Origin of the sequence: Psychrobacter sp. NG25 (assembly GCF_015234355.1) — a bacterium.
Classification (GTDB): domain Bacteria; phylum Pseudomonadota; class Gammaproteobacteria; order Pseudomonadales; family Moraxellaceae; genus Psychrobacter.
On sequence record NZ_JADGMV010000005.1, the window covers coordinates 155,280 to 169,961 of the forward strand.

The window sequence follows — 14,682 nt, forward strand, 5'->3', positions numbered from 1 at the left end:
GTCGACTGATAATAGTGATCGTACTGGCAATAATGCGGGCGCAGATTGTACACCAAACCACAAAAAATCGCCACCCATATGAGTGACGATTTAGACGGAAAAGGGGTTGTTTTTTTTCTAAATACCCATTACCTGTTTATACGACCATGCGAACTGTTTTGGCATTGTCCAATGACGCATAAAGTGTATTCACTTGATCGGCGTCTGTGAGGTATAAATTGACGCGTGCTGAATGGAAGCGACCCGTTTTAGATGGTTTAACTTCTATAGAGGCCAAATCAAAATCAGGGAACTGGCTACCGAGGATTAGCTTCACTTCATTAAGCAAGCCCTCATGCTCGCCTTCATGACCAATGATGCTCAATGGGTAGTTCATCGGAAAATCCCAAAGATCTGGATTTTGAATGTCGGTTCTTTTGCCTTTTAAGACGCCTTCATTGGGTGTCATGTCCGTCATCGTGACGTCTTTGGCGTTTTGGTTGGTGCTGTTTTGATTATCAGTGTCTTTTGAATCATCACTCATGATGTGTGCCTCGCTTTTATTAAAATGTGAGCTATTAACTTAAGAACTTTATTGCCCATTTATAGTGGCACTAAGCCTATTATTCAAGTGATGGGTCACGGCAATTACTTTGATAGGGAACGCCACCACCTTATTATCACTCTCTGTCGCAAACAGCTACTGCAAATAACTGTTGATAGGTGCGATCTCAGGCGGTAGGTCTGTCTCTCCCATCGCTTCTAATAAGTTGATTTCAATCGTGCGTGACAATGCCATAAGTGGCAGTTGATTAGACGCAAAACCAAATGGCTCCTCTAGCTCTTCACTAAGGGCATCTAAACCGAAAAAGGTATACGCAATGACAGCACAGATGAGGGGAGTCGCCCAACCAAGCGAGGCCACCAAGCCAAAAGGCAGCGTAATACAATACAGGTAAGTCGTACGATGCACTAGCAACATGTAAGCAAACGGTAGTGGTGTGTAATGAATACGCTCGCAGGCTGCCAATACAATCGTCATAGACGTCAAGCGCTCGTCCATGTTTTGTACCATAAGTTCCGATGATAACTGTTGACGACGCACATCACCAAGCTGCTTACCTAAGAGGCGCATCAGATAATTAGGTAGGTTCCTCGATTGACGCATACTGTCATGATAGGTCGCTGCTACAAAAGGGTCGACATCTTGCCAAGGAGACGTACCGCGCAGCCGATGGCGCACAGCGTGAGAAAAGGCGATTGTCAGATGAATCATCGAACGTTGGGCATCGCGGCCAGCTTCGGTGTCATCATCTACAAATGAAAGCACTTGGCGGGCAAAGCTGCGAGAGTCATAGACCAGTTGACCCCATAGCCCTCGTGCTTCCCACCAACGTTGGTAGCTGGCATTGTTCCGAAACCCTAGAAACAATGACAATGCGATCCCTAGCAGGGTAAAAGGGGCCATACCATAATAAGGAAAAGAGTCAGGATACCAATGTTGCACAATCGTTATGAGTGTACTGAGAATGGCGATAAGTAAAATTTGCGGATAGACTTTCGGAATGACTGATCCACGCAGGGTAAGAAATATCTTAAGGGCGTTTGGTGTTTGCCGGACAATCATGTTGGCTCCCTAGCGACGATGTAGCGGATTTATATGGACTTGACTATATGCTGTTAAGTATTGAAGCTGGGCATTATACAATAGCGTTATTAAAATTTAAGACTTTTTACGGTTGATTACATATCGGATATCATTTAAAAAAGTGATACACATCGCTAAATGCTATGAAATACAAGGTTGCTCATATGATTAGGGCGTGTTGAGTATTCAACACGCCCTAATTGATTTTTTATTGTGGCTAGATTCTTTAGGGTCTGTTAAACATTCAGATATTTAACTTTTCAAAAAGGCCTCAATTTTGGGCTTGATGGTCATGGACATAATGACCATTAGTGTCAATCCTACTGGTAAGGCGATCAAAAACCCTTCTAGCCAACCATTTAAAAAGGCAGCTTGATCGGCAAAACCAATCGTCTTCGCCGCGGTGCTAAAGGCCAACATAGACTCCATGATACAAGCCATCAATACGCCTGTGATGAGATTGCGTTTGTATGCTTTGGTATTAGGCAGCCTGTGATTAATAAATTTCGTGACCAGACCCATCAGTAATAAGCCAATTGGCATTATCGCAAACGCGGCTAGTAACGCTCTAGACCAATCGTGAAAAAATGTATTGGAGTATCCGACATTCATGTAGGTCATTACACCTGTTAATAGACCACCTATGACCGTCATCATGGTCAGTATTAATAACACTTTATAGAGCAACGGTGTTTTTTTAGTGCCACCAATGAGCAAAGTCTCGGTATTTGCTGGCACAGTATTTGGAGCCATAGTTATTTTCCTATCATCATAAAGAGCGTTTAATTAGTCGGTGTTTTTCTCTGCTTGTCTATCGCTTACAGACTGGTCCTCAGCTACGCCTGCTTTCCAATAGGAAAAAGCATATAGTTCATCCTTTGACCACTGTTGCTCGACCTTTAAGTAATGACGAAGGGCTTTAACCGATGAAAACTCGCTAGCGATATAAGCGAAACGGCTTTGTTCAGCATTTGGTAACGTAAGAGACTTTACCTTATCGACTAGCTGACTGCCTTGCATAGGATGCGGGTTATGTAGCCATGTCATGGTGATGTTGGCTAGAGTAGGCAGTTCTTGCTCGTCTTCTGCACCATGAACTTCGATGATACAGTGACCTGTTGCGTTCTCAGGTAAGGTTTCTAGTATCGAGCCGAGTACGGGTATGGCAGTGGCATCCCCAACCAGCAGAAAATTATCTGCATCGGGGCAAAGCGCTTTATTTTTTGGCTTCATTAAGATACCAATCTCGTCGCCAACTTGAGCATGAGTTGCCCAACCTGAGGCAGGGGCTTCATCACCATGAGCGACAAAATCAATCCATATCTGTTGTTTTTCGACATCGGCACCACGATGCGTATAAGTACGGATAATGAAAGTAGATTTGTCCTCTAAGTCGAGAGGCTGTGTCTTGTCACTAGGGATGAGTACTTTATTGTTGGCGCCTACTGTCATGGTGGCAATATTGGCGATCGTCTCGGTCTGACCTGTCAGGTATATACGAATATAGTGCGGGGTAATCATTTGCTTATGGGCAACGGTCATGATTTCTCGTACGGGTTTTTGATTTATTATATTGCTCATATCATTTCACCTTTGCTTATTTATCAGTAATCTTATTATTGTTGACGTTGTCTATCATGGTGCGACTAACGCGAAAGAACAGGGCAAGATCGACAGGGCTCAAATCTTGAGTCAGTTGCCCTTTGGCCCATTCCTCTGCCACATCAAGCTTTGCCATAATTTCCTCGCCTTTGGGCGTCAGCTGTAGTAATTGGCTACGACCGTCCAGTGGGTTGTCCGTCTTAAGAATTAGCTCAGCCGCTAACAGGTCATTTAAGGCACGAGTGATTTGCGCTTTGTCTCGTTGCATGTGCTTAGAGATGGACAGTGCCGTGCTCTTTGGGTTATAACAAACCCCCTTTAGCGTTCGGATATTTGTCACGGACAAATCCACACCTTGCTGCCGAATGCCTTCTAATAATAGAGTGGTATAGGTATGCATTAATTGATGTAGCGTTTCGCTCAATGAATTATCCGACATAAATGAACCCTTAATATAGTTGATAGAAGCAACTATATAGAATAAGGTTGATAGTGTCAACTATAAAGTGGTTTTTGAAAGTAGCATTCTGCCTATGATTAGATATTGTTAGATAAGAAAGCGGCATAGTAGGCATGCGTGATAAGGAGGACAGAAAAGAGGGATAGAGGGCTTTGTGATTAAAGAGCTCTATAATTAACGAAATTTGTGATTGAGAAAGTCTATCATTAACGAACAGGCACAAAAAAGCCGAGATATACTCGGCTTTTTTATTTTTCTAACTATTTAAAAACTATGAGCTAGGCTCAGTATTTTCTTAAAAATTTAGTCATTTTCAAGGAAAGAACGCAAATGCTCAGAGCGTGATGGATGACGCAATTTACGTAGTGCTTTTGCCTCAATCTGACGAATACGCTCACGCGTTACATCGAACTGCTTACCGACTTCTTCAAGAGTATGGTCAGTAGGCATATCGATACCGAAACGCATTTTTAGGACACGTGCTTCACGCTCAGTCAGGTTGCCCAGTACATCACGAGTGGCTTCTTGTAGACCAGCAGCCGTCGCATCATCGACAGGGCTTGAGATCGTACCATCTTCGATGAAATCACCTAGGTGTGAGTCTTCATCATCACCGATAGGGGTTTCCATAGAGATAGGCTCTTTGGCAATCTTAAGCACTTTACGGACTTTGACTTCGTCCATCTCTAAGCGTTCGCCTAATTCCTCAGGCGTTGGCTCGCGGCCCATTTCTTGTAGCAACTGACGTGAGACACGGTTTATCTTGTTGATCGTCTCAATCATATGCACAGGAATACGGATGGTGCGCGCTTGGTCAGCGATAGAGCGGGTGATTGCCTGACGAATCCACCATGTCGCATAGGTCGAGAATTTATAACCACGGCGATATTCAAATTTATCAACGGCTTTCATCAAACCGATGTTACCTTCTTGAATCAGATCCAAGAACTGTAGACCACGGTTGGTGTATTTCTTCGCGATAGAGATAACCAGACGTAGGTTGGCTTCGACCATTTCTTTCTTAGCACGGCGAGCTTTTGCTTCACCGACAGCCATACGGCGTGCCACGTCTTTCATGTCGTGAATTTTCATCTCGAGCTTTTGTTCGTAATCACGAATCTTACGTTGTAATAAGATCACGTCATCAGTGACTTTCTCTAACGTAGCAGCAAAGGCAGGCTTGCCGCTTATACGCTCAATGAGCCAATCAACATTGGTTTCATTGCTGGGGAAGGTTTTACGGAACTCTTCACGCGGCATGCGACCACGGCGAATCACCAAACGCATGATTTGACGCTCTTGCTTACGCACATCATCATAGACATCATGCATGATGGCCATGACTTGATCTGACAAGCGGTTGTTCAGCTTCAGCATCATAAAGCGTTCTGCAAGTAGGGCATAAGCAGTATCTGCTTGTACACTACCACGGCCATAATCAATTAGGGCTTGCTTGGCTTTGATGAATAAGTTTTCGATCTCTTCTAGACGCAGGCGTACTTCTTCTGGATCGATACCGCTGGTTTCTTCTTCGGCTTCTTCTTCATCACCATCTTCGTCTTCATCGTCATCGTCAAGTGCGGCTTTTGCACTGGCTTTTGGCTTGACTGGTGGCGGGTTTTCTTTCTCTTCTTTGATACGCTCTCTTTCTTCTTTCGCCGCTTCTTTTGCTTCTTGAGCAGCGATTTTGTCTGCTTCGGTTTCAGGATCTAAGAAACCAGTGATTACATCAGAGAGTTTTTTGTCGCCATCTTGTACTTTTTGATACTCGTCAAGGACGAACTGTACCGTACCAGGCCAGTAAGACATGGCATGCTGTACGTCACGAATACCTTCTTCGATACGCTTAGCAATGGAAATCTCACCTTCACGGGTCAGTAGATCAACCGTACCCATTTCACGCATGTACATACGTACTGGGTCAGTGGTGCGACCAGGCTCAGTCTCAACAGAGGCTAATACTGCCGCTGCCTCATCTGCTGCCATGTCATCATCACTTGAATCATCGTTCATCAAGATGTCATCGGCATCAGGGGCAGACTCAAAGATTTTGATACCAACGTCGGTTAGCATTTGCACAATATCTTCGATCTGATCGCTTTCGGTAATAGAGTCGGGCAGTTGGTCATTCACCTCAGCATAGGTTAGATAACCTTGCTCTTTACCCATTTGGATTAAGGTGGCCAGTTGAGATGTGGACTTAGAAACTGACTTATCGTTCATAAATACTCGCTTACTTGCATCGGACATTTTTATATCGTGACGCGCTATCGCTGGCTGGGTGCGTTGATCTTATCAGTCGATTGATCAAAATATGGCGTAGAGGTTGTCAATAATATCAAAAATGAGTGGATATGAATAAAGGCTCAAAACACTACAATAACAATGCTGAAAAACAGCTAAACATTAAAAAAGACTTCAAAATAGCATTCATTTAAAACTGCTACTCAAAAATAATACCTAAAATTTGTGCCTGACGATGCATGCTTATGATAGTTCGCTAAGCAATGCTGCAAATATACAGCCGCATAGTTTAACACAGACCACAGTAATCAAGCACGAGACAGTGAGACTTACCGATCATTTTCTACTGATTATTTTTTATCAGTTGAATGTTTAACATTCTTTTAGATTCGGTTTTGACTACTCGGCATAATCATTAGTAGTGGGGGCAGCCACTATATTTTTAAAGGGTTGATCTTTTATTCATCAAAAATGAAGGTCAACGTCAAGATTTAACCGTGGTCATTTGTGCTGACTGCTCGGCTTGCTGAGCACGTAGCCAGTCATTTAATAACTGGGATTGCTTACGGACAATCGCCAACTTAATGTGATCAGGGTTTTTGATCAGATCCTGCATCTTTTTTTGCAAATGTAGCTTGAGCAATTGCATGACTAAGTTTTCGACCAACTCATCAAGGCTTAAAATATTTCTTGCCGTCAAGGTTTTATAAAACCCACTCCAGCTACGGCTGAGTGTCTCTTGGGTCATCGGTTGTACATTAGACAATATAAAGTGCGCTGCTGCGTTAGCGTCTGTTGGTAGATACCTTAAGCAACGCTTAATCGTACTGACGATATCCAGCAAGTCGGTGTCTTGCAGATCTTCCCAAGCAAGTGGGCGAAGGGTATCACTCGCAGCTTTTTGTTTGATATGCGCAGGCAACTGTAAATCACTGATACCTGCCTGTTGCCAAATCGATTCAATGGGATCTTCAAGTAGTGCGCGTGGTTGGAACAAAAAGCACAGCTGCAACTGCTGACTGATGGTCATGTCACCATCAAAATCTAGCAGGGCGTCTTTTGCCTCGACATTCTGACTGCGTTTACCGCCCAGCTTTTGATAAACATCATTGTTAAGCAAATACTTAAAACTACTGCCTTTGGGTAATGCCATGGTTAATGCGCGTACTTGGGACATGAGCTTGGCTTTACCTTCTACCAAGGTCAGATCGTAGCGCTCACTTAAATACGCAAAAATATACTGCGACAAAGGCATGGCATTGGTGATTTGCGCACGCATGGCATCACCGCCCTGACTTTTGATGAACGTATCAGGGTCATGATTGTTTGGCAAAGTTAAAAACCGCAGTTCTTTGTCATCGGCGAGTACTGGCAGCGCAACTTCTAGCGTGCGCCAAGCGGCTTTTTGTCCCGCACTATCCCCATCGAAGCTCAAGGTTAGAGTAGGGTTTAATGTCAATAGCCGTGATATTTGGCTCTCATTAATCGCTGTGCCCATAGAGGCAACAGCACCATAGATACCCGCTTGGTAAAGGGCGATGACATCCATATAGCCTTCGACTACGAGCCAGTCGTTGGCGCGCTGCTGGCGAGATTCATAATAACCATATAGCACGTGCTGCTTATGAAAAACGGGCGAGTCGGACGAGTTGATATATTTAGGCTTTACTTCGTCGTCTAATGCTCGTCCACCGAAGCCAATCGTTCGACCTTGATTGTCTCGAATCGGGAAAATAACTCGATCACGTAGTAGATCATAATCGCGTCCAGATTCTGACTGGCGTACTAAGCCTAAGGCTTTGAGTCCTTCAATATCCTGCGGAAACTGATGTTCAAGATGCTGCCAACCAAACGGTGCATAGCCTAAACCAAACGTTTCAAAGATGTCTTCAGTGATACCACGCGATAAAAAGTAATGTTTGGCATGAGGGTGGGTCGTCAGACTGTGCTGATAAAACTGCTGAATTTGCTCTAGCAGATCGTATAGATTGCCATCTGCATCAGTATTATTATCCATACCGTGTAGATTGGTTATCTCATCACTATCGCTGAGCCAAGCTGGCGGATAGCTCGTATCGTCTTGATACTCTGAATCATAACTATCGGTTGGGTAAGGCGCAGAGTCATAAGCATCTAGCGGTGGATAATCGTCGTAGCTATGAGCATCATCATAACTTGCCTGCACTACATGGCTTTGTTCTACACCGCCTTGGTTTGTGCTGTTTTGACTTAAGTTGCTTTGATCGATAGCTGGGTTAGGCACAGATGGCGGTGCGCTTGATTTAGGTGCAGTAGTTTCAGGAACAGCAGGTTTGGGTGTGCTACGCTGATAGCTGACGTTTTGCTGCTCTTCTTTGGGAACTTCGATGCCAGTTTGCTTGGACAGCTCGTTGACCGCTTCTATAAAGGTGAGGTTTTCATAATCACGAAAAAAACTGATGGCATTACCACCGACACCACAGCCAAAACAGTGGTAGATGTTTTTTTGTGGATTGACATAAAATGAAGGAGATTTTTCACCATGGAAAGGGCAGCAACCCTTAAACTCACCACCCGCTCGTTTAAGCGTAGTATGACGCCCAATAATACTGACTAAGTCAGCTTGGCTATTTAGTTGCTCAAGGATATGGTTAGGAATGCTCATACAAAAAACAGTTTACCATAGGTCAATTATGTTGGGCATCCAAAATCAGCGAGTAGTAATAGCTGATAGTAGATAAAGTATTAGATAAATAAAAACAGAAAAATAAGGCCAACATGAGCGTTGGCCTTATTTCTTATGAGACAGCTTCTAAGTCATTCATTATTCACATTGACAGAATGTGGTTGAAAAGACTATGGATTGACAGATTATGGGATGATAGGTGCATCTTGGTTTGGTTGGGTGATGCCGCGTGGTGGCTGACTGTTTTGCGGATTGCCATTTGTACCACGTGCAGGAGCAGCATTACTTGCTGGTGCATTGGCAGAAGCAGCATTTGCGCTAGGCAATCTTAGCTGGCTAGCATTACGAATCATCTGTGTTTTGGTTGCACCATTGTAGTTGCCTGACGCTACTGACTCATCGTCTACGCTTGAACGACCAAGCTTACCAAAGGTGATTTTGTTCAGCCAAGTGCTGTCACGTTTGGTCTCTAGCTTCACACTGCCATCACTGGTTAACCAGCTTGGATAGTTAATCTGTAATAGGGTTTTGTACTCATTTGCCAAATCCGTTAGACCCAATTTTTCGTTGCTATAAGCTAGCGTGGCAAGGGCTTTTGGAATGGATTCACTGAGTGGATAGTACTGGAATACCCATTTAGCACGGTTGGCAGCAGCGACATAAGCTTCGCGCTCGATGTACCAATTGGCAGCACTCATTTCGCTTTCAGCAAACTGATTGTAAATGAAAGTCATGCGCTGTGCAGCATCTGGTGTATAAGGGCTGTTTGGGTATTTATTAACCAGCTCTTGGAAATTGGCAAAAGCAATACGCAAATAAGCAGTATCACGTTCGGCTTGGTTCATTTTGAACAGTTTTAAGCCTTCTGAGGATCCTTGCATGTTTGCCACACCGCGCACATAGTAGGCGTAGCTTACTTGTGGATTAGAAGGGTATAGACGAATGAACTGTTCAGCGCTTGACGCTGCCATTTCATATTTACCGCCTTCATATTGTGCGTACATCATATCGAGTAGTGCTTGTTCAGCATATTGCCCAGTAGGGTAAAAGGTACGTAAGTTGGTCAATTCTTCGATAGCTTGTGTGTGGTGGCTCTTATCAAGCTGTTCGATGGCATCGTTATAATAACTTTGCTCTGATTTTTGAGCGGTTTCTACCGCATCGACGTCAGCGCCGCCGGTCAAGTTTTTGAAAGTTTGACAACCGACTAGGCTTACACTTAGCGTAAGTAAGGTTATTGAGGACAGTTTGATAAACGTATTGCCAACAGCTTGCATACTTCTTCTCCGACACGAGGCGCATAATAACAGCAGCGCTATTATGCTACATAAAAGGTTAATAATAAAAAACGATGCTTTGAGGCATCCGCTAACTGTCTAGTATCAAGCATACTCATCGTCGAGCAGCCTCACCATCAACATGGTTTTTATTGAATGCAGTTTATTGTAATGGTGTATGGGCTTAACAGACCCTAATAAAAACGTTATTTTTTAATTCAGTGCAATAGCATACAGCAAAACATAGTCATACTTTATAGAATAACGTTTGCTTCGTCTATTTTTTCGATATGTGCAATCTATCGTATTGGATATTCGACCATGGTCTGACTCAGGTTTTTTTGCAAGATCTGAGTCAGGTCATGGTTGGCGAGCCTCAGTGCTTATGCCGCAGTATTTATAGTGCTAGTATCTATTAGTGCTAGTATCTATGAGATGGCTGGCAATACGGCTAGCAATAAGCCACATAATATTTGATTTCAGTTCGGCATTTTAGCATGAGCGGCTATCACGAGCGATATCGAATGTCGCTGATACCGATAAATATACAGTAAATTACAGCAATGTCATATTTTAGAGAGTTAACCGGAGATATTGAGTGTATGTAAGTTATCAGCAAAAATGACAGATAACGAGCAGCTTCTATAGGGCTTAAGCACTTGGCATGGTACACTATCGCGATATTGCTGCCGATTTTTTTGACGATGATTGCTATTATGATAAGCAATAAATACGTGACCGGCAGTCTGATTTTTTGTAAAATTTTTAAAAAGTTGCCTGACAGAATGAGGTTCGGCGCTTTGCTATGTATCAATTTATTATGAATAATAATGCTATAACCACCCATTTACCACCGAATCAATCGTTAGATACTGATTCATCAGCACAAGAGTCACCGATGACAAATGACGTTTTAAAAAATAGTGAGTTACTTGACGACAATCAGCCAGCGCCTGATGAGCAATTGCATGATGATGCGATTTCAGAAGAAGTGATGCGACCAGATAGTGATGCAGATGACATCGATGATGGTGATATTGATGATAGCGACATTGACGATAGCGATGATGATGAACCTTCAGTTTCGGGTTCAGCTGTTCCAGTAGCGATAGAGTTGACCCATACTGTCACAGAAGATCAGTCAGGTCTGCGTATCGATAAGGTTGCCTCGCTAGCATTCAAAGACTTCTCGCGTGTGCAGATACAAGGCTGGATAACTGACGGTAGCTTACTCTATAACGGTAGTGTGCAAAAACCAAAGGTTCGTGTCAAAGCTGATGATGTGTTGCATCTATCAACGACGTTAGAGCAGCATAGTGAAGACCAACCAGAAAATATAGACATCGATGTCGTCTATGAAGATGACGACGTATTGGTTATCAACAAACCTGTTGGCATGGTCGTGCATCCTGGTGCTGGCAATCAGACAGGTACTTTGGTCAATGCGTTACTGTATCATTATCCGCAGCAGCACCATTTGCCACGTGCAGGTCTGGTGCATCGGATTGATAAAGACACCTCTGGACTGTTGCTTATCGGCAAAACCAAACCTGCGCAGATGGCACTGATGGAGCAACTAAAAGACAAGTCAGTCTATCGCCACTATCAATGTGTGGTGGCAGGTGATAAAGCAAGCCTAACGCGCCATCGTCATATTGACGCACCAATCGGTCGTCACCGCAATCAACGTACCAAAATGACTGTGATGACAGCAGGACGTGAGGCAGTTACTCATCTATTAAATGTGACACCGCTTAATGGTAACTACTGTCTATTAGATGTAGGACTGGAGACGGGTCGTACTCACCAGATTCGTGTGCATTTAAGCCACATTACCTATCCGATAGTGGGTGACCGCGTCTATGGTGGCCGTCGTCAGTTGCGATCCGGTCTCACAGAAGCACAGCGTCAAACGATTAATAACTTCCCGCGCCAAGCCTTGCATGCTTATACGCTAGGTTTTGTACATCCAACGACAGGTGAAGATATGGAAGTCAACACGCCGCTGCCTGAAGATATGCAACAACTCATAGCCGTGCTTAGTGATGGTTATGATGCTGAGTAAGCAATTATTCAGAGCAGATGTATAAAATATGGTGTGTTCAATATGGTTTAGAAGAGGTTAGACAGGCGAGTGAAAGTACTACACCTTGTAGACGACGCTAGCCTGATATAAATCTGACTCTTTATTATCTACGTTATATAAGCTATAGAGCTAACTATAAAACCAAGTATTGAAATATTGTCAGCCTCATATACATGATTCATTAAGATGGTAGGTCTCAGTCATGATTGATAAGCTTCCTATGACATTGCTAGCGCAAACTGATGATATCGCTGTTTTTCAAACGGCGGCTTTTTTGACCGATGTGCTCAATGAGCTTGACTCAACCAGTCAATCTGCAGAACAGACAGCAGATTTTCAAGTAGGTCAGGCGAATTATGGTGATCTAAATTTAGGCTTACATGTCAATGATGACGCGGCAAAGGTATTGCACAATCGTATGTGTCTACTGTCTGGCATCAATGAAAGCTTTTTAGCATCAGCATCAAAGCGCTTTCAATACGTGCCGATTAAACGCTTGCACTGGGTCAGTCAAGTCCATGGTAATAACGTTCACGATGTCGATGCCACCATGTTAAGTATGACACCCGTAGCAGCTGATGCGATGGTTAGTAAGCAGCAAGGTAACGGACTTGCCATAATGACGGCTGATTGTGTGCCTATCGTCTTGTACCAACCGGCGACAGGACAGATAGCCGCGATTCATGCAGGCTGGCAAGGCTTGGCTTGCGGTGTTATCAAAAAGACAGTGAATAGGTTTGATAACACGATGCCGATTAAAGCTTGGATAGGCGTCTGTATTAGTCAGGCGAATTATGAGGTAAATACAGACGTCCGTGACAAGCTATTAGCAGGTTGCAAAGAGAACCAAACCTTGTCAGAGACACAGCTCGATGATTTTGTGACATTATTTTCTATACCATCTCACGATGACAAAATTAAGTTAGATCTACCGAAGCTTGCTGCTATGCAATTAGAGACTGCTGGCATGACGGTCATTACTGACTTGCCAGTTGACTGTAGTTATGCTGATAGCCGTTATTACTCGTATCGCCGCCAGACACACCTGCAGCAACCAGCTACAGGTCGTATGGCATTAGTGATTGCTCGGAATGCACAGAGTCGTGATGGCTAGAAAAGTAGTGATAGCTAAATGAGTAGTGATAGCTAAATGAGTGTTGTCTGATTAATACAATATACTCTATATAACAAAAAACAGCAGGTTAATTTTAACCTGCTGTTTTTTTATTCAATCACCACTATTTTTATTAACACACCGAGTCGCTAGACTTTGGCACTGACAAGCCAAATAAAGGACGTAAATATAGTGCTAAGAACGTGCCAGCCATTGCAAGTATGCCCCAGATATAGCCATGTAAGCTAAAAGAAGCGATACCGCCAAAATAAGCACCGATATTACAGCCAAATGCTAGACGTGCGCCATAGCCCATCATCAAACCACCAATCACGGACGCCGCAAAATTACCTTTAGTAATGGTCGTAAATTTGAATAAACCGCCAGCCGCTGACGCAATGAAAGCACCGATGATGATACCGATGTTTAGTACCGTCGTTGAATCAGCAAATATAGACGCATTTAGCGCTGCTGCGTTTGCGCCTTGCCAATAGCCCCAACTCGCAACATCAACCCCAAAAGCGCTCGCAATTTTAGATCCCCATAATGAAAATGCGGAAGTGATACCCCAAGGCTGACCACGTGTTGCTAGTGTTAGCGCATTTAGTACGCCAAGTACGATCGCGGCTGCAAATAACGGCCAAGAACCACGAAAGATACGTTTCCAACCTTTTTCAGAAGGCACAGGCGCCATTTTAGGGGCTTTGGTTCTTTTTTCAACGACCAAGGTTATCCATGCGATTATAGCAAAAAGTGCCAAAGAGACCATCCAAGCACCGCTGTAACCAAGACCTGTAGAGGTGGCCAAAGAAAACGGCTCAAAGCTTGGCAGCTCTTCTGTCCAAAATGGTAGATGGTAAGCGCCAATAGTGGCACCAACGATAAAGAATATAAAGGTAATGAACATCACTGAGCGGCCGCCACCGACTGCGTAAAGCGTACCAGAAGCACAGCCGCCACCAAGCTGCATGCCAATGCCGAAGACGAATGCGCCAACGAAGAGGCTAACACCGATTGGCGCAACATAACCTGCGACCGGTCCACCAAAAATAGTTGTACCAAAGGCTAAAATAGGGGCAAACAGTGTCACGGCAATGGCCAGCATCAGCATGTGTGAGCGCATCGCTTGCCCATTACCGACCGACATCAACCGTCTAAATGCAGAGGTAAAACCGAAGCGGGCATGAAAAAGGGTATAGCCTAATAATAAGCCAATGCCAAGCAGTAGTGACTGCGAAATATGTTGCGTATCTAGCAAATAGACCAGCATGAGAAAACCCACAATGGCGCCGCCTGCTACCAGCATCTTTTGTGGATCATTTAAGCGAAGACTGTCTCTTACGATTGGATCTTGCGCCTCGTTTACGGGTTGAACTCTTAACGTTGTCACAGTAGTAGTCTCCTCTGCTTATAGGTTTGATTGTGATTTCTTTATAGCTTTCTTATGATTTTTTTAATTCATTAACTGTATTTATGAGTAACTTAGGAATAAGCGCTACATCATAATCCTATTACGGTAAAAATAGAAACAAGCCTGAAAGAAAAGCTGGAATTAACATATGCGTATATGGAATAAATAAATTTAATTATTAACGATTATTTTGTTT

At 43.7% G+C, this 14,682-nt stretch carries 11 protein-coding genes; 2 read left to right on the forward strand and 9 right to left on the reverse strand.

What is annotated here, in order from left to right:
* Window positions 1–136 precede the first annotated feature (136 nt).
* From IPZ60_RS09140 to IPZ60_RS09175, 8 genes are all read right to left on the reverse strand, one after another.
* Complete coding sequence (locus IPZ60_RS09140) at window positions 137–523, reverse strand: YbeD family protein (RefSeq protein ID WP_370463026.1); 387 nt, start codon at window positions 521–523, stop codon at window positions 137–139.
* Between the two features lie 156 nt (window positions 524–679).
* Window positions 680–1,606 carry a bestrophin family protein gene (locus IPZ60_RS09145; protein ID WP_194197490.1) on the reverse strand — a complete coding sequence of 309 codons (927 nt, stop codon included), beginning with the start codon at window positions 1,604–1,606 and terminating at the stop codon, window positions 680–682.
* 273 nt (window positions 1,607–1,879) lie between these two features.
* Window positions 1,880–2,380, reverse strand: a complete 501-nt coding sequence (locus tag IPZ60_RS09150; protein WP_194197491.1) for a DUF2798 domain-containing protein — start codon at window positions 2,378–2,380, stop codon at window positions 1,880–1,882.
* Between the two features lie 33 nt (window positions 2,381–2,413).
* Entirely contained in the window at window positions 2,414–3,208 is a 795-nt protein-coding gene (locus IPZ60_RS09155) for a siderophore-interacting protein (RefSeq protein WP_194197492.1), read from the reverse strand.
* A gap of 16 nt (window positions 3,209–3,224) precedes the next feature.
* Window positions 3,225–3,668, reverse strand: coding sequence for a MarR family winged helix-turn-helix transcriptional regulator (locus IPZ60_RS09160; RefSeq protein WP_227669310.1), 444 nt, complete (start codon window positions 3,666–3,668; stop codon window positions 3,225–3,227).
* Between the two features lie 324 nt (window positions 3,669–3,992).
* Window positions 3,993–5,912, reverse strand: a complete 1,920-nt coding sequence (gene rpoD / locus IPZ60_RS09165; RefSeq protein WP_194197493.1) for an RNA polymerase sigma factor RpoD — start codon at window positions 5,910–5,912, stop codon at window positions 3,993–3,995.
* 505 nt (window positions 5,913–6,417) lie between these two features.
* On the reverse strand, window positions 6,418–8,577 hold the full coding sequence (locus IPZ60_RS09170; RefSeq protein ID WP_194197494.1) for a DNA primase: 2,160 nt from the start codon (window positions 8,575–8,577) through the stop codon (window positions 6,418–6,420).
* Window positions 8,578–8,783: 206 nt separating this feature from the next.
* A complete protein-coding gene (locus tag IPZ60_RS09175; RefSeq protein ID WP_194197495.1) occupies window positions 8,784–9,875 on the reverse strand; it encodes an outer membrane protein assembly factor BamD in 1,092 nt (363 codons plus the stop codon).
* A gap of 820 nt (window positions 9,876–10,695) precedes the next feature.
* On the opposite strand from IPZ60_RS09175, the gene IPZ60_RS09180 reads away from it, so the two are divergent.
* Both IPZ60_RS09180 and IPZ60_RS09185 read left to right on the forward strand, forming a co-directional pair.
* Complete coding sequence (locus IPZ60_RS09180) at window positions 10,696–11,940, forward strand: RluA family pseudouridine synthase (protein ID WP_227669311.1); 1,245 nt, start codon at window positions 10,696–10,698, stop codon at window positions 11,938–11,940.
* Between the two features lie 223 nt (window positions 11,941–12,163).
* Window positions 12,164–13,075: a polyphenol oxidase family protein gene (locus IPZ60_RS09185; protein WP_194197496.1), complete on the forward strand. Its 912-nt coding sequence runs from the start codon at window positions 12,164–12,166 to the stop codon at window positions 13,073–13,075.
* Window positions 13,076–13,208: 133 nt separating this feature from the next.
* Here the strand turns inward: IPZ60_RS09185 and IPZ60_RS09190 are convergent, their stop codons facing one another.
* Window positions 13,209–14,465, reverse strand: a complete 1,257-nt coding sequence (locus tag IPZ60_RS09190; RefSeq protein WP_194197497.1) for a YeeE/YedE family protein — start codon at window positions 14,463–14,465, stop codon at window positions 13,209–13,211.
* Window positions 14,466–14,682: the final 217 nt, after the last annotated feature.

Excerpts from the sequence above, each read along its gene's own strand:
- IPZ60_RS09140 (WP_370463026.1), bottom strand. The coding sequence starts at position 523 with ATGAGTGATGATTCAAAAGACACTGATAATCAAAACAGCACCAACCAA.
- IPZ60_RS09145 (WP_194197490.1), bottom strand. The coding sequence starts at position 1,606 with ATGATTGTCCGGCAAACACCAAACGCCCTTAAGATATTTCTTACCCTG.
- IPZ60_RS09150 (WP_194197491.1), bottom strand. The coding sequence starts at position 2,380 with ATGGCTCCAAATACTGTGCCAGCAAATACCGAGACTTTGCTCATTGGT.
- IPZ60_RS09155 (WP_194197492.1), bottom strand. The coding sequence starts at position 3,208 with ATGAGCAATATAATAAATCAAAAACCCGTACGAGAAATCATGACCGTT.
- IPZ60_RS09160 (WP_227669310.1), bottom strand. The coding sequence starts at position 3,668 with ATGTCGGATAATTCATTGAGCGAAACGCTACATCAATTAATGCATACC.
- rpoD (WP_194197493.1), bottom strand. The coding sequence starts at position 5,912 with ATGAACGATAAGTCAGTTTCTAAGTCCACATCTCAACTGGCCACCTTA.
- IPZ60_RS09170 (WP_194197494.1), bottom strand. The coding sequence starts at position 8,577 with ATGAGCATTCCTAACCATATCCTTGAGCAACTAAATAGCCAAGCTGAC.
- IPZ60_RS09175 (WP_194197495.1), bottom strand. The coding sequence starts at position 9,875 with ATGCAAGCTGTTGGCAATACGTTTATCAAACTGTCCTCAATAACCTTA.
- IPZ60_RS09180 (WP_227669311.1), top strand. The coding sequence starts at position 10,696 with ATGAATAATAATGCTATAACCACCCATTTACCACCGAATCAATCGTTA.
- IPZ60_RS09185 (WP_194197496.1), top strand. The coding sequence starts at position 12,164 with ATGATTGATAAGCTTCCTATGACATTGCTAGCGCAAACTGATGATATC.